Annotated in this window: 16 protein-coding genes; 14 read left to right on the top strand and 2 right to left on the bottom strand. The window is 32.0% G+C overall.

Annotation, left to right across the window (positions count from 1 at the left end; translation table 11 throughout):
• Positions 1-30: 30 nt before the first annotated feature.
• From KQA_RS0204530 to KQA_RS0204490, 9 genes are all read left to right on the top strand, one after another.
• A complete protein-coding gene (locus KQA_RS0204530; RefSeq protein WP_010178538.1) occupies positions 31-882 on the top strand; it encodes a ChaN family lipoprotein in 852 nt (283 codons plus the stop codon).
• Positions 883-924: 42 nt separating this feature from the next.
• The gene (gene hisC / locus KQA_RS0204525; RefSeq protein WP_010178536.1) at positions 925-1,968 is read left to right on the top strand and encodes a histidinol-phosphate transaminase; all 1,044 of its coding nucleotides are present in this window, start codon (positions 925-927) and stop codon (positions 1,966-1,968) included.
• Between the two features lie 25 nt (positions 1,969-1,993).
• Positions 1,994-2,578 carry a hypothetical protein gene (locus tag KQA_RS0204520; protein WP_010178535.1) on the top strand — a complete coding sequence of 195 codons (585 nt, stop codon included), beginning with the start codon at positions 1,994-1,996 and terminating at the stop codon, positions 2,576-2,578.
• A gap of 194 nt (positions 2,579-2,772) precedes the next feature.
• A complete protein-coding gene (gene hisB, locus KQA_RS0204515) occupies positions 2,773-3,912 on the top strand; it encodes a bifunctional histidinol-phosphatase/imidazoleglycerol-phosphate dehydratase HisB (protein WP_010178532.1) in 1,140 nt (379 codons plus the stop codon).
• 112 nt (positions 3,913-4,024) lie between these two features.
• Positions 4,025-4,606, top strand: coding sequence for an imidazole glycerol phosphate synthase subunit HisH (gene hisH / locus KQA_RS0204510; protein ID WP_010178530.1), 582 nt, complete (start codon positions 4,025-4,027; stop codon positions 4,604-4,606).
• Between the two features lie 73 nt (positions 4,607-4,679).
• The gene (gene hisA / locus KQA_RS0204505) at positions 4,680-5,402 is read left to right on the top strand and encodes a 1-(5-phosphoribosyl)-5-[(5-phosphoribosylamino)methylideneamino]imidazole-4-carboxamide isomerase (protein WP_010178528.1); all 723 of its coding nucleotides are present in this window, start codon (positions 4,680-4,682) and stop codon (positions 5,400-5,402) included.
• A 146-nt stretch (positions 5,403-5,548) separates the two neighbouring features.
• Positions 5,549-6,304 (top strand): imidazole glycerol phosphate synthase subunit HisF, encoded by a 756-nt coding sequence (gene hisF / locus KQA_RS0204500; RefSeq protein ID WP_010178527.1) that lies wholly within the window; start codon positions 5,549-5,551, stop codon positions 6,302-6,304.
• A gap of 45 nt (positions 6,305-6,349) precedes the next feature.
• On the top strand, positions 6,350-7,054 hold the full coding sequence (locus tag KQA_RS0204495) for a Bax inhibitor-1/YccA family protein (protein ID WP_010178524.1): 705 nt from the start codon (positions 6,350-6,352) through the stop codon (positions 7,052-7,054).
• Positions 7,055-7,345: 291 nt separating this feature from the next.
• Positions 7,346-9,094 carry a fasciclin domain-containing protein gene (locus KQA_RS0204490; protein ID WP_010178523.1) on the top strand — a complete coding sequence of 583 codons (1,749 nt, stop codon included), beginning with the start codon at positions 7,346-7,348 and terminating at the stop codon, positions 9,092-9,094.
• A gap of 86 nt (positions 9,095-9,180) precedes the next feature.
• Here the strand turns inward: KQA_RS0204490 and KQA_RS0204485 are convergent, their stop codons facing one another.
• A complete protein-coding gene (locus KQA_RS0204485; RefSeq protein ID WP_010178521.1) occupies positions 9,181-9,783 on the bottom strand; it encodes a pseudouridine synthase in 603 nt (200 codons plus the stop codon).
• Between the two features lie 79 nt (positions 9,784-9,862).
• Between KQA_RS0204485 and KQA_RS0204480 the strand changes: the two genes are divergently transcribed.
• From KQA_RS0204480 to KQA_RS0204470, 3 genes are read left to right on the top strand one after another with little or no spacing between them, the layout of a single operon-like run.
• Positions 9,863-10,897 (top strand): alkane 1-monooxygenase, encoded by a 1,035-nt coding sequence (locus tag KQA_RS0204480; protein WP_010178519.1) that lies wholly within the window; start codon positions 9,863-9,865, stop codon positions 10,895-10,897.
• 18 nt (positions 10,898-10,915) lie between these two features.
• Positions 10,916-11,473, top strand: coding sequence for an NADPH-dependent FMN reductase (locus KQA_RS0204475; protein ID WP_010178517.1), 558 nt, complete (start codon positions 10,916-10,918; stop codon positions 11,471-11,473).
• 1 nt (position 11,474) lies between these two features.
• Complete coding sequence (locus KQA_RS0204470) at positions 11,475-13,187, top strand: NEL-type E3 ubiquitin ligase domain-containing protein (protein WP_010178516.1); 1,713 nt, start codon at positions 11,475-11,477, stop codon at positions 13,185-13,187.
• 18 nt (positions 13,188-13,205) lie between these two features.
• On the opposite strand, the gene KQA_RS0204465 is transcribed toward KQA_RS0204470, so the two are convergent.
• Entirely contained in the window at positions 13,206-14,081 is an 876-nt protein-coding gene (locus tag KQA_RS0204465; RefSeq protein WP_010178513.1) for a sterol desaturase family protein, read from the bottom strand.
• 142 nt (positions 14,082-14,223) lie between these two features.
• Here KQA_RS0204465 and KQA_RS0204460 point away from each other — a divergent pair, with 142 nt between their 5' ends.
• Both KQA_RS0204460 and KQA_RS0204455 read left to right on the top strand, forming a co-directional pair.
• Positions 14,224-15,036, top strand: coding sequence for a tRNA pseudouridine synthase A (locus tag KQA_RS0204460; protein ID WP_010178511.1), 813 nt, complete (start codon positions 14,224-14,226; stop codon positions 15,034-15,036).
• Positions 15,037-15,045: 9 nt separating this feature from the next.
• Positions 15,046-15,681: an MOSC domain-containing protein gene (locus KQA_RS0204455; protein ID WP_010178510.1), complete on the top strand. Its 636-nt coding sequence runs from the start codon at positions 15,046-15,048 to the stop codon at positions 15,679-15,681.
• Positions 15,682-15,771: the final 90 nt, after the last annotated feature.

Raw genomic sequence — 15,771 nt, 5'->3', positions numbered from 1 at the left:
ATATTAAAAACATTTCAAAGCCACTTTATTATGAAGCTATTAATTACATATGTCATATTATTTTTAACAACATTGTCTGTATTTGGACAAAAAGCAGCGTATGTAATCTATAATGCTAAAGGTAAAGTAGTGAAATATGAAAAAATGCTAGGGGGACTATCAAAAAATGATATCCTTCTTTTTGGCGAACTTCATAATAACCCCATTGCACATTGGTTGGAGTTGGAATTAGTACGTGATTTAAGTAAACAACGGGCATTAATTTTGGGCGCCGAGTTTTTTGAAAGTGATGGGCAAGCGGCACTCAATGATTATTTATCGAATACTATTGATGAAGGGACACTGGAAACACAAGTAAGTTTGTGGTCAAATTATGAGACGGATTATAAACCAATTATTGAGTACGCTAAAAGTAAAAAAATTCCATTTATTGCAACAAATGTACCTAGACAGTATGCAAGCTTAGTGCATAAAGAAGGTTTTAAAGTATTGGAACATTTAGTACCCGATGAAAAACGCTTTATAGCACCTTTGCCTATTAAGTTTGATCCAGATTTACCTACGTATAAAAAAATACTGACCATGTTTGAGGATCATGGCACGCCAGAATTAGTAAAAGCACAAGCCATAAAGGATGCGACTATGGCACATTTTATTTTAGAAAATTATAGTCAAAACAAACTGTTTTTTCATATTAATGGTGCCTATCATTCCGATAGTTATGAGGGGATTCTTTGGTTTTTAAAACAACGGAATAGCAATTTAAACTATGTAACGGTATCTACGGTGGAACAAAAAAATGTATCGGAGTTGTTGGAGGAAAATAAGAACAAAGCAGATTATATTATTTGCATTCCCGATACCATGACTAAAACCTATTAAAGGGCCATAAAACAGACAAGCAAGATTTATTTACTACTTAAAATGACAAAATTCAATTTAAATAATTTGGTTAGAGCGAATGTCAAGGCAATGAAACCTTACAGTTCGGCTCGAGATGAATATGTTTCCGATGGATCCGAAATGGTGTTTTTAGATGCCAATGAAAACCCTTTCGAGAATGGAGTAAATAGATATCCAGACCCACAACAGCGTAGTTTAAAATCAATTATAGCTGCACAAAAAGGAATTGATGAATCCCATATTTTACTAGGCAATGGGAGCGATGAGGTGCTTGACTTATTATTTAGAGCTTTTTGTCAGCCCAAACAGGACAATATTATAACGCTACCACCTACCTATGGGATGTATACGGTATTATCAAATTTAAATGAAATTGAAGAGCGTAAAGTAGTATTGCAAGCCGATTTCCAGCCAGATGTTGATGCTATTTTAAAAGCTGTAGATGCCCATTCAAAATTACTATTTATATGTTCGCCTAATAACCCAACGGGTAATTTAATAGCCATAAAAAAGGTAAAGCAATTATTAGAAACCTTTCAGGGTATAGTGGTGATTGATGAAGCTTATATCGATTTTGCCGATCAATCAACTTGGGTTAATGAGTTGTCCAATTACCCTAATTTAATTGTAACACAAACCCTTTCTAAAGCTTATGGTTTAGCGGGTATTCGTTTAGGTGTATGTTTTGCTGCTGCAGAAGTAATAGCGGTACTTAACAAAATAAAACCCCCTTACAATGTAAATGAGCTGACGCAAAAAGCAGCTATGGAGCGCTTAATGGATGAAAAAGGGGTTGAAAATGAAATCAAAGCGATTCTTGAAGAAAGAAGTGGATTAATAGCAGCTTTACAAAATGTGGATTTTGTGAAAACTATTTATCCAACCGAGGCTAATTTTGTGTTAGCAAAGGTGGATGATGCCACTAAACGTTACAATGAATTATTAGCCAAAGGTATTGTAATAAGAAATAGAACCACACAAGCATTATGTGAAAACACCTTGCGATTTACAGTAGGTACACCCGAAGAAAATAAGTTGTTAATAGCAGCCTTGAAATCATTATAATTAACAAGTAAAAAGTAGTTGTAAAATGAAAAGTAGTGTTTTATTATTTGTTTTAGCAGTAAGTTTATTTTTTTCAAATTTACAAGCGCAGTCTTTACCATTGGGACAAAAAAGATGGAGCGCTACAAATACATTGAATGCGGATGATTATAAAATTGAAGTAGGTATAAATACCAATGAATTAATTTATAGCCAGTTTTTAATTACCCATCAAGTAATGGGTTTTGATTTTATAAAGAAAAACTTGAATAAGAAGATAGAAAATATTTTTGTTGGAAAAGCTTCTTGGGTGGATACTACTAGAGTTTCGAGCTTAAGTGCTTCTATTGCATATCAACAGTTGCAATTTGATTTATGTGAAGTGTATGCACGAAGGTTTAGAAAACAACTTTTTATAAATAAAAAGAAGTTATTAAAAGGCTTGGATTTTGTTAAAGAATTAAATAATAAAATGATAGCTGGTTTTTCTGAAGAAAGAGCCTTATTGGTGCAAGAAACCAAAGATGGTAGTGATAAAGAACAACTAACTGTTTGGGAAGAAAAAATAAGAAACTATTTATCAACTTTAAAGCAGTTTGATTATGCCAATGATGCCAAAATTAAACTTTAATTTTGCACAGAATTAAAATAGGAAAAGTAAAGCGTAAAGGATAGAGCGGTTACCCCGCAGTCCGACCTAAGGAGGAACGAGGAGTAGTAGCGAAAGCCTGACCCGTAGGGATACGCCCAAAAAGAATAAAAAACAGAAACAAGCTAATGGCCAATAGCTTATAGCCTAAAGCCATATCGAAAAGCGAAATAAATATGAAAAAAGTATTATTTATAGATAGAGACGGTACTTTGGTGCTTGAACCACCAGTGGATTACCAATTGGATAGTTTAGAAAAATTGGAATTTTACCCAAAGGTGTTTCAATACATGGCTAAAATAGCAAATGAATTGGATTATGAATTGGTAATGGTAACTAATCAGGATGGGCTAGGAACGGATTCGTTTCCTGAAGATACGTTTTGGCCTGCCCAAAATAAAATAGTATCCGCTTTTGAAAAAGAAGGAGTGGTATTTTCGGAAATATATATTGATAAAACATTTCCACACGAAAATGCGGAAACACGTAAGCCAAGGACAGGCTTGCTAACGCAATATTTTGATACGGAAAAGTATGATTTAGCCAATTCATTTGTATTGGGGGATCGTATTACTGATATGGAATTGGCTAAAAATTTAGGAGCCAAAGGCATTTATTTGTCCGAAGATCCAGAATTGGGAGCCGATGAAATTGAAAGTGATAAAAAAGCAATTACGGATTGTATAGCACTGACTTCAACAGACTGGAAAGAAATTTATGAGTTTTTGAAATTAGAAGATCGCGTAGCTGAAATTACACGTAATACTAATGAGACTAAAATTTATATTAAGCTAAATTTAGATGGTTCTGGTAAAAATGATATTGCTACAGGTTTGGACTTTTTTGATCATATGTTAGATCAAATTGGGAGACATGGTGCTATGGATTTAACCGTAAAAGTGGATGGGGATTTACATGTTGATGAGCATCATACGATTGAAGATACCATGATTGCTCTAGGGGAGTTGTTCCATAAATCACTAGGGAATAAGTTGGGTATTGAGCGTTATGGTTTCTGTTTGCCAATGGACGATTGTTTGGCACAAGCTGCAGTTGATTTTGGGGGACGTCCATGGTTAGTTTGGGATGCCGATTTCAAACGCGAAAAAATAGGTGATATGCCTACCGAAATGTTTTTACATTTATTTAAATCATTTACCGATGGGGCTAAATGTAATTTAAATATAAAGGCAGAAGGTGATAATGAGCATCATAAAATAGAAGGTATTTTTAAAGCCTTTGCAAAAGCTATGAAAATGGCTGTAAAACGTGACGCCAATAAAATGTTTTTACCAAGTACGAAAGGCTTGCTATAAAGCAAGCTAGTACAAAGTAGTCAGTACAGAGTACTGAGATTAAGAATATACTTTATAATTAGTGTATCAAGTAGTCTTTGTACTGTGTACTATTTACTGTATACTTTAAAATATGAAAATAGTAATAATAAACTACGGAGCAGGAAATATTCAGAGTATCAAATTTGCTATTGAGCGTTTGGGATACCAAGCTGTGTTGAGTGATAATGTTGACGAAATTAAAAATGCAGATAAGGTAATATTTCCAGGTGTAGGTGAGGCAAGTAGTGCTATGAATAAGCTTCGTGAAAGCGGATTAGATAAATTAGTGCCTACGCTAAAACAGCCTGTGTTGGGAATTTGTTTAGGAATGCAGTTAATGTGTAATTCAACTGAAGAAGGAGATACCAAAGGTTTGGGTATTTTTGATGTGGATGTCATCCGTTTTACTAATGAGGTAAAAGTGCCACAAATTGGTTGGAATCAAATCAGAGATTTTAAATCCCATTTATTTGAAGGAGTAACAAACGAATCATACATCTATTTGGTGCATAGTTTTTATGCCCCAGTTTGTAATGAAACTATTTGTGTTACCGATTACGGAGTGAATTACAGTACCGCGTTACAGAAAAATAATTTTTACGGAACCCAATTTCATCCAGAAAAAAGTAGTGATGTTGGGGAGAAAATTTTGAGAAATTTTTTGAATTTATAAGAAAAAAGAATAAAGAAAATAGAAAAGAGATTGATCTATATTCTTTTCTCTATTTTCTATTATCTGAAAAGCTATGAGAATAATACCAGCAATAGATATTATAGACGGACAATGTGTTCGATTATCAAAAGGAGATTACAATACTAAAAAAGTGTATAATGAAAATCCTTTAGAAATAGCCAAGCAGTTTGAAGCACACGGAATCCAGCATTTACATTTAGTGGATTTAGATGGGGCTAAGGCAAGTCATATAGTAAATCATAAAGTATTGGAAACCATTGCGACTCAAACCAATTTAAAAATTGACTTTGGAGGGGGCTTAAAAACGGATGATGATCTGCGTATAGCCTTTGAGAGTGGTGCCAGTCAGATTACTGGTGGGAGTATAGCCGTTAAAAATGCCGATGTGTTTCGTAATTGGTTGACTAAATTTGGAGCGGATAAAATTATTTTAGGAGCAGATGCTAATAATGAAAAAATAGCTGTTAGTGGTTGGTTAGAGGAAAGTGATCAAGAACTTATTCCGTTTGTAAAAGGCTATCAAAAAGAAGGAGTAAGCTATGTAATTTGTACCGATATTAGTAAGGATGGGATGTTACAAGGTCCTTCGTTTGATTTGTATAAAAAAATGCTGAATGAAATTCCTAATATTAAATTAATTGCTTCGGGAGGTATTTCAAGCTTTGATGAACTTCCTAAATTAGCCGAAATCGGTTGTGAAGGCACCATTATAGGGAAAGCGATTTATGAGAACCGAATTAGCTTAAAACAATTAGAAGAATATATTATTAGTTAAGAAAAGATAATCTAAAGAATAGGTGTAGAGCAAAAAGGCTATTCTCTTTTTTCTATAATAATGAGAAAAATCTATACTCAAGATTAAAATTATAATTAAGGAAACAGTACTTTGTACTTTGTACTCAGTACTTAATACTAAAAAGAATGCTTACAAAACGAATTGTACCCTGTTTGGATATTAAAAATGGACGCACCGTAAAAGGAGTAAATTTTGTGGATTTACGCGATGCCGGTGATCCAGTTGAATTGGCCGCAATTTATGCCAAAACTGGGGCTGATGAGCTCGTTTTTTTGGATATATCAGCCACGGAAGAACGCCGAAAGACCTTAGCTGATTTGGTCAGAAATGTAGCTAAAGAAGTAAATATCCCTTTTACTGTGGGTGGCGGAATTTCATCGGTGGAGGATGTGGATATATTGCTTCAAAATGGAGCGGATAAAGTTTCGGTAAATTCTTCAGCTGTAAAACGCCCTGAGTTAATCAATAAACTATCAAGTAAATTTGGGAGTCAATGTATTACTGTAGCTATTGATGCTAAACAAATTGATGGGGAGTGGATAGTGCATTTGGTTGGAGGTAAAGTACCTACTGAGCTTAATTTATTCGATTGGGCGAAAGAGGTGGAACAACGTGGAGCAGGTGAAATTTTATTTACATCTATGGATAATGATGGTACCAAAGATGGTTTTGCTAATAAAGCTTTGGCACGTTTAAGTACCGAGCTCAATATTCCAATTATAGCATCGGGTGGAGCAGGGAATATGCAGCATTTTGTCGATACATTTAAGGAGGGTAAAGCAGATGCAGCCTTGGCAGCAAGTGTGTTTCATTTTAAAGAAATTGGTATTCCAAAATTAAAGGAAAAATTAAAAGTAGCGGGAATTCCAGTACGCTTATAATTTGTAGGAATTTTGTTTATATTTATAAAAAACAAATAATTCATAATGGAAGAAATTCAATCATCATTACCAGTAAGTTCACTTACTGAAGACAGAAAAGTAGCTTTTTATAAAAAGACGTATACGCATTTGGCTTTAGCTGTATTGTTATTTGTAATTGTTGAATGGGTGTTTTTTCAGAGTGAGGCTATCGTAAATTTAGCATTTTCGCTAACACAAGGATGGAAATGGTTGCTAATGCTTGGTGGTTTTATGTTGGCGACTAACTATGCAGAAAAAGTGGTACATACCAATCATAATATAAATCAGCAATATGCCGGTTTATTATTATATGTAATAGCAGAAGCGTTTATTTTTATTCCTTTAATAGGTATGGCAACCATGATTGCTGCCGAAGGTGGTGAAAATATTTTACAACAAGCAGTTGTGTTAACCTTGTCACTTTTTACAGGCTTATCAGCTGTGGTACTTATTACCAAAAAAGATTTTTCTTTTCTAAAATCAGGATTAACCATAGGCGGGTTTATAGCCTTAGGCTTAATTGTTGCCGGTATGTTTTTTGGTGGATTTAATTTAGGTTTATGGTTTAGTGCGGGTATGGTAGTATTGGCATCGGGCTCTATTTTATATCAAACTTCTAATATGGTTCATAAATATTCCGAAGATCAATATGTGGGAGCAAGTTTAGGCTTGTTTGCCTCATTGATGCTATTGTTTTGGTATATTTTGAGTATTCTTTCGAATGATTAGTACTTGTTTTTGTTGAAGAGTTTTTTTTTGATATTAATAAATTATACAACCTTTCATTTAGATTATACTATTTAAAGACTTATTTTATTAACAAAACCGTTAAAATATTCAATTTTAGCGGTTTTGTTTTTTTTTACTTTTGTAAGTTTTTTCATCATTACAAGATGGTAAAATTTCGATAATATGAAAATGAAATAAGATCAAAAAAACACTTTTGTTTAATTTTTGTTAAGTTTTATTAAACAGTAATGCAAGGTGCTAAATTTGTGTATCAATCAAAATAACACAAATATGAAAACATCATTTTTAACAAAATTCCAAGGATTTTTACTAGCAAGTTTTATGCTAGTAGGTATTGTTTCCTGTGAAAAAGAAACAGATTCATCTGATTTTGAAAATCAGGGACAAGAGCAAGTATCAGAAACACTTTCTGGTTCAGAATATCTGACTATTGAAGAGTTTGAAAAAATATCTGAAAATTTATTAGAAGGAGAAACTATTTCTTCGTCCGATAAAGGGGCCAAAGAACTAACTGACGAAGCGGATAAATTAAGTTTAGATTTTAGTGCTAAAATTACAAGAGGTGCATCAACTGGAACGGAAATAGCAGGAGATGTTGATATTACCGTTACTAGAACTTTTAGAAACTTTAGTATTTTTAGAGGAAAATTAGCTTTACCTAATGGAACAGAAACTGGGGTTAGAGGTGCTTTTACTATTGATGGTTTTGTATACATTATAACAAAAGTTAAAGGTATAGGTATTGTTTTAGCAGTAGGAAAACCTGATGATCTAGGAAATATTTCGGGACAATTTTTATTGAGGTCTATAAAAGGCTTTAGTAGAGGAGAGTGGACAGCTAGGCCAAATGACATCCCTACACTTGATCCTACAATTGTTGATTTAGCTTTAGCTACACCTTCATTATCAACATTGTTTGATGCGATAGAGCAAGCTAATCTTATCGATACTTTAAATGGTACTGGTCCATTTACCGTATTTGCGCCAACTAATGATGCTTTTGCACAATTAGAAGCATTACCAGAAGGAGATGCTTTAGTTGAGGTGCTGACATATCATGTGGCTCAAGGTAAACTAACAGCTGCAGATTTAATAGCAGCAGGTAAAGTAACCACGTTACAAGGAGAGGAAATTACAATTGAACAACGAGAAGATGGCGTATTTTTAAACGGAAACGTTCAGGTTATTATGGCAGATATTGAAGCATCTAATGGAATTGTACACGTTATTGAGCAAGTACTAGTGCAAGAAACACCATTACCTTCAATTGTAGATATTGCTACTTCTAATGATAGTTTTACCACTCTTGTTGGGGCTTTACAAGCGGCTGAGTTAGTCGAAACACTACAAGGAGAAGGGCCATTTACTGTATTTGCACCAACTAATGATGCGTTTGCTGCACTAGAAACTGTACCTAATGGAGATGTTTTAAAAGAAGTATTGTTATATCATGTTGCTGCGGGTAAATTAACAGCAAGTGATTTATTAGAAAGTAGAACAGTGACAACAGTTCAAGGTGACGAAGTCACTATTGAAATGGTTGGAGACAAGGTATTACTAAATGGATCTATAGAAGTTGTGACTGCTGATATTGAAGCGTCAAACGGTATTATTCATGTGATTATAGGGGTGTTAGTACCTTCAATTATAGGTCTTGCAGCTAACCCAGATTTATCAACATTTGTAAGTGTCGTACGGTCACAAAATTTACTCGAAGAGTTAGAAGGTCAGGGACCATTAACAATATTTGCACCGACTAATGCCGCTTTTGCTGCATTAGAAACTGTGCCTAGTGGTAATGCTTTAAAAGAGGTATTACTAAACCATGTAGTAACTGGTAGACTTACTGCTGCTGATTTATTGGAAAGAGGAACAATAACAACATTACAAGGAGCAGAAGTTACAATTGAAATGATTGATGACAAGGTGTTACTTAATGGTGTGGTTGAAGTTACAATGGCTGATATTCAAGCGTCAAATGGTGTTGTGCATGTTATTACAGATGTATTAATTCCTTAATTAATTTTATAATTATGGAGTTTGAGTCCACTTGGAAACTTTGTTTTTAAGTGGACTCATTTTTTAATGCATTATTCGGGTTTAAACTAGAGAATTTCAAGAGGAGCTGTTTTTAAAGGAATAACTTCACCAGATTTCATTGTATTGATATATACATTTCCTACCCGAATACGAACTAATCGTAAAGTTGGGAAACCAACAGCTGAAGTCATTTTTCTAACCTGTCTAAATTTCCCTTCAGTTAACGTAATTGAAACCCACGATACTGGGCCATGCCTGGCATCCCTTATCTTTTTTTTACGTGGCGGTAAGTTTGGTTCGGCGTCTAATAAAGTAACTTTGCAGGGTTTAGTTAGGTACTTTTTACCATTAAATCCAATTTCAACTCCATTTCTCATTTTTTGCAGCGCATCTTCACTAATAGCACCATCAACTAAGGCATAATATTCCTTTTCAAATTGACTACTGTTTATAAGGTTACTTACTTTTCCATCGGTGGTTATAAAAAGTAAACCTTCCGATTTTTCATCTAACCTTCCTACTGCCATTACACCTTTGGGGAAATCATAAAGCGCACCTAATAATTTCTTTTTCCCTTGCTTAGGGCCATTATTTATAAATTGACTTAAATATCCATAAGGCTTATAAATAACAAAATGATGATGTGGTGTAGTAGTTTTTAAGGACATTACATAATTTATGATGGCGTGAGTCAAAAGTACTTTATTGTTGAATAAAAAGACAAAATAGTTGTAAATTTAAAGCGCTATGATTTTTAGAAGCTTAAAATATTTTTTTGTGTATTTGTTACCAGTAACCGTGTATTATTCATTTAATGTTTCTGGAATACAAACATTTATGCCTTTGTTTGTGTTTTTTGGAGGCGTACCTTTACTTGAGTTGTTTTTAAAACCAAATATGGTTAATCTTGAAAAAGAAGTAGAAGCAAAGGAAAAAAATAAGCTTATTTATGATTTGATTTTATATGTAGCACTGCCCGTACAAATTGTTTTTTTAATTTACTTTTTTAATAGTATTCAACATGTTCCTTTTGGTACTGTAGATTTTTATGGAAAAGTAACAGCTATGGGATTAATGTGTGGGGTTTTGGGGATTAATGTGGGGCATGAGTTAGGTCACCGTAGGAGTAGGTTAAAACAGTTTGTTGGGGAGTTATTATTATTAAGTTCATTAGATACACATTTTTTACCCTATCATAATGCGGGACATCATAAAAATGTAGCTACTCCCGAAGATGCAGCAACAGCCAAAAAAAATCAATGGGTATTTAGTTTTTGGTTTACCTCTCATTTTAGAAGTTATACGCAAGCTTGGAGACACGAATGTTTACGATTAAATCGACTAAATAGAAGCTGGTTTTCTATTGATAACAGAATGATCCTTTACACTATAGCAAGCTTACTTTTATTAGGAAGCATCTATTTGTTTTTTTCATTACATGTATTATTAGCCTTTATTTTGGCTTCCATATTTGGAATAGGCTTATTAGAAACAGTTAACTATATTGAGCATTATGGCTTACTTCGAAAAAAAATGGAGAGTGGCCGTTATGAAAAAGTAAAACATAGTCATAGTTGGAATTCGGATCATGTTATTGGGCGTACGCTGTTATTTAATTTATCTCGCCATTCGGATCATCATTATAATGGAAGTAAAAAATATCAAATTTTAAAATCATTACCCGAAAGTCCAAAAATGCCAACAGGTTACCCAGGTATGATGTTATTAGCTTTAGTACCTCCAATTTGGTTTTTTGTTATGAATAGAAGGCTGAATAATTAATTTTTTTATATTAGATGTATGAAAAAAATATTGGTAATAGGAGGGAGTAATAGCATAAAATCAATTAATAAAAAGCTAGCTATTTATGCCGCAAAAAAGCTTGAAAATGTTCAATTAAATATAATTGATCTAAACGATTTTGTAATGCCTATTTATGGAATTGATTATGAATTAGAATATGGTATTCCTGAAAAAGCGCTAGAATTTGATCATATAATTAGTGAAACCGATGCATTAATTATTTCATTAGCCGAGCATAATGGTTCTTATTCTGTTGCCTTTAAAAATATATTAGATTGGCTTTCGCGAATAGATCAAAAAGTATGGAAAAATAAACCTATGCTTTTAATGGCTACTTCACCAGGGAAACGTGGAGGTGCTAATGTGCTAGAAGCTGCCAAAAAGTTTTTTCCGCATTTAGGTGGTAATATAGTAGCTGATTTTATTTTGCCTTCATATAATGCTAATTTTAATGAAAAAGGAATTAATAATGATGAATATGAAAAGCTGTTAGTTGAAGCAGTTGCTGTTTTAAATAAAGCGTTTAATAGTGGGATTCATTCGATTAAAAGTTAAAATGTATAGGAAAATAACGTTAATATGGTTGCTCATAACTTTCGTTTGCAATTCTATTTCTGGACAGAATATAAAAGAAATTATTAAATATATAGAGAATCAAAGTGGATATAAAATAGATTCTTATTCGACTAGTATAACAGGTAACTATGACTATGAATCACCAAAATTAGTAACTGATATGACCATAAGTGGTTCTATCATTTGGGACCTGAAAATTCTTGATACATTTCCAAGATTGAAATTTTTAAGAATAATTGAATCTAGAGTAAATAGAATAATTAATTTACCTTCTTCAGTTAATGAATTAATGATTAATGATTCTAAAATTAATTCTAAAATTAACATTCCATCTAATGTTAAAAAATTAATTTTTGTAAATAATAATACAGACTTATTTCCTAATATTTTAGATGATTTAGCAAAATTGGATATAAGTAGAAATAAGTTTACAAAAGTTGAATATTTACCAAAGAATTTAATAGAATTTGATTGCTCAGAAAATCAATTTAAAAAATTACCTAATTTACCTCCAAACTTAAAAAGTTTAAGATGTGCTAAAAATAATATCAAAAGTCTTCCGGATTTACCATTAAAGCTTGAGAGTATTGATTGTAGTTTTAATAAAATTGAAAGTTTTAATACTTTACCTATTGGACTTAAAGAAATTGATTTTAGCGGAAATCAAATAGCAAAAATATCAGATCTTCCTAATAATTTAAAAGAATTAAATTTAATTGATAATCCAATTAAGAAATTGCCAAAAAAAATTAAAAAACCTTTACAAAGAATTTTACCAACATATCTCAATCAAAAAAACGATTATAGAGATTTGTTGTTAGGCTATAAAAGTAAATGCCCTCTTAAATTTAAAAATATCTCTAATAAAATTTATAAATCTTTTATTAATTATGACTTTGAAGCATTTGTAACTAATTCAATTAATCTAAACGATTTTTCTTGGATTTCTAAATCATTAGAAGGTGATTCAATTTCAAAAATGAATGAATTAAAAACTATAATAAATGAAGAAATTCTAACCCCAGAAGAGAGAGAAGTTTTTTTTGAAATTGCTAGAGACATTGATCAAGAATTACTTTTACTTGATAGAATAGAAGTGTCAAAAAAAGTTTTTTCTGAATTTATTCCATATAAAACTTACATGATAAAATTTTATTTTAAAAAATTAGGGCATGATGTTTCCGATAAATATTTAAATTTTGATTTAATAGATTCTCCAAGAGGTTTTTTATGGACTTATTTTTCATCAAATTTGAAAGATTTGAAATTAAATGAAAACAAACCTTTAAATAGAAGACCTTTACCTGATAAATTACCAGAAGACTTTGAAATATCTATTTTTAAAGAACATGATTATCGATTTAACTCTGGACAAGGTATATATAAAAAAGCATTAACAGGTAAAGGATCTATATGTAAAGTTAATCTAACAAAACAAGAAAAGAAGTTGATTTATTCAATTTTAAAGGAGACTAATTTTAATAATCTTGAAAAGGATATAAGAGGAGTTAATACTTTTTCTATAACTTCAATTTCAATAAAATACCTAGGAGTTAGAGAGAAAGTTTTTTTTAAGGATGTGACTACAGATGAGTATAAGAAATTAGGAGAATTAATTGAGGTTTTGGATAAAATTTTAAAAAATAAAAAAAGAGTGAAAAAACTTCCAGAAAGGAAATTTATAGCTATTTAAATTTTCAATAAAATAAATTCACTTCTTTTTCTTAAAAAATCCATATAACGATTGTTGTACAAAGTTTTTTGGAAATTTATCATCCCCTTTAAAGCCTATCTTAATGGTTCCACTATCTTCGGGAATATAATTAGTTTTAAAAATATAATCCCATAGACTAAGGCTAATTCCAAAATTAACGCCATAAGTACCTTTAGGTAATACATAGGCGTGATGATATAAATGCATTACAGGATTATTTATTATATATTTTAAGGGCCCCCATGTAATTTTGATATTGGAATGATTAAAATGACCAATGGCTATAGCAATAAAATGAACAATATAAGCTTGCTCAGGTTCAAAACCACCTAAGAGCATTACGCCAAAGGTTTTTAAGGGTTTGTATAATATATTTTCCATCCAATGGTAGCGTAAATGCGCAGCAAAGCCCATTTCTTTTACACTATGATGTACTTTATGGAACCTCCATAAAAAAAGATATCGGTGCAAAAGTGTGTGAGTAAACCATTGTAAAAAATCAAGTACAATAAAAAAGACAAGTAGTTGAGACCACATGGGCCATTCGGTAATGTTAATAATAGCTAATGAGTTTATTTGAATACCCATACTTGCGAATCCAGCTTCAATTAATTTGTACACACCATTGATAACAATAGAAAAAACAAAAAAATTGAAAAACATGTAAAAGGCATCTAACCAAAAATCTTTTCTAAAAATAGATTGATTTTTTCGCCATGGGAATAAAATTTCGATGCCCCAAACCAACAATGAAATGAATATTAATCCCCAAAAATAATTAGTGTACCAAGTGACATTAAATGTAATACAATTCCAAACCCAATTTATGGTGTTTAGACTTGCCGAGGTGATAATATCAAAAACTTTTAGCATTATTCTTTTATTGATTATATAAAATTAATGAATTAAAGTATCAGTCGTTGTAACAAAGATTACATAACTAAACAAGTAAAAGCTATTCCCATAAATCGTATTATTTTATTAGAAATTTAAAAGTTAAGATAGTGTGCTATTTATGGAGTTCTTATTTTTGTGGGAAATGATGAGAAAAAGATTTTACTATTTAATAGAAATCCAATATCTAGGATTTCGCTATCATGGATGGCAAAAACAACCCGAAGTAAATACTATTCAGCGTATGTTAGAGCGTACTTTAAAGTATGTTTTAGATGATGGTGTAAAGTTTAAAACCCTTTCAGTGGGGCGAACAGATGCTATGGTATCAGCCAGACAGTCTTATGTGGAATTATTTGTGGATACTATTTCATTGGACTTAGAAGAATTTTTCCCTTTATTAAATATAAATCTACCACCGGACATACGTGCATTAAGTATAAAAGAAACTACAAAGGATTTTAACATTATTCAACATCCTAAAGTAAAGGAATATCAATATTTATTTGCAGTAGGGGATAAATTTCATCCTTTTTGTGCTCCTTTTATGGTGAATATTCAAGAAGAGTTGAACATTCCGTTAATGCAACAAGCGGCTAAATTATTTGAAGGGGCCCATGATTATTGGTCTTATGCTCATCGCTCTAATGAAAAAACAATTACTGAAGGTGTGATTACACATTGTAGTCTGGAAATTAATGAGCAATACAAAGCAAATTTCTTTCCCGAAAAGACGTATATTTTGACTGTAAAAGGAGCAGGCTTTAAGCGTAATCAAATACGTTTAATGATGGGGGTTTTATTCGACTTAGGAAAAGGTGAAATAGATTTAGATTTTGTCAAACGGACACTTCAACCCCAAGAGTATCGTATTAAATTGGAGCATATAGCTCAAGCATCTGGTTTGTTTTTAAATAAAGTGACATTTCAATAAAAAACTGTTATGAAAGTAATTGCAACAAATATTGGTGAGGTAACCGAGATAGATTACCGAGGTAAAAAAGTTAAGACAGGGATTTATAAAAAACCAGTGGTTAATGGAATTTTTTTAGGAACAGAGGATGTAGAAAATGATCACGTAGTAGACAGGCGTTTTCATGGAGGGATTGATAAAGCTTGTTATTTATACAGTGCCGATTTTTATGACTTTTGGAAATCTCTATACCCAGATTTAAGTTGGAATTATGGAATGTTTGGCGAAAATATAACGGTACAAGGTTTGAATGAGTTAGAAATTCATGTAGGAAATCAATATCAAATAGGTGAGGCTATAGTTGAGGTTTCTCAACCCAGACAGCCTTGTTTTAAATTTGGCCATAAAATGGGAAACTCTGGAATATTAAAACAGTTTATTAATACTACATTTTCGGGTATTTATGTGCGCGTTTTAAAAAAGGGGATGGTCAAGCCAGAAGATAAAATGGAGCTATTAATTGAAAAAAAGAGTAATCCGACTATCGCTGAAGTATTTTATTGCCTATACAAACCCGAATTGAAGCGTTCCGTTTTAGATAAAATCTTGTCCTGTGATGAGCTCGCCGAAAGTCCCAAAAAAGAAATTCAAAAAAGGCTAGGTTGATTTTTTAATATTAGTTGTCAGTTGTCAGTTGTCAGTTGTCAGTTGCCAGTTGCCAGTTGTCAGTTGTTGGTTGTTGGTTGTTGGTTGTTA

Source organism: Aquimarina agarilytica ZC1, from assembly GCF_000255455.1.
GTDB classification, from domain to species: domain Bacteria; phylum Bacteroidota; class Bacteroidia; order Flavobacteriales; family Flavobacteriaceae; genus Aquimarina; species Aquimarina agarilytica.
Note: the sequence above shows the minus strand (reverse complement) of the source record. Positions and strands in the feature narration are given on the sequence as shown.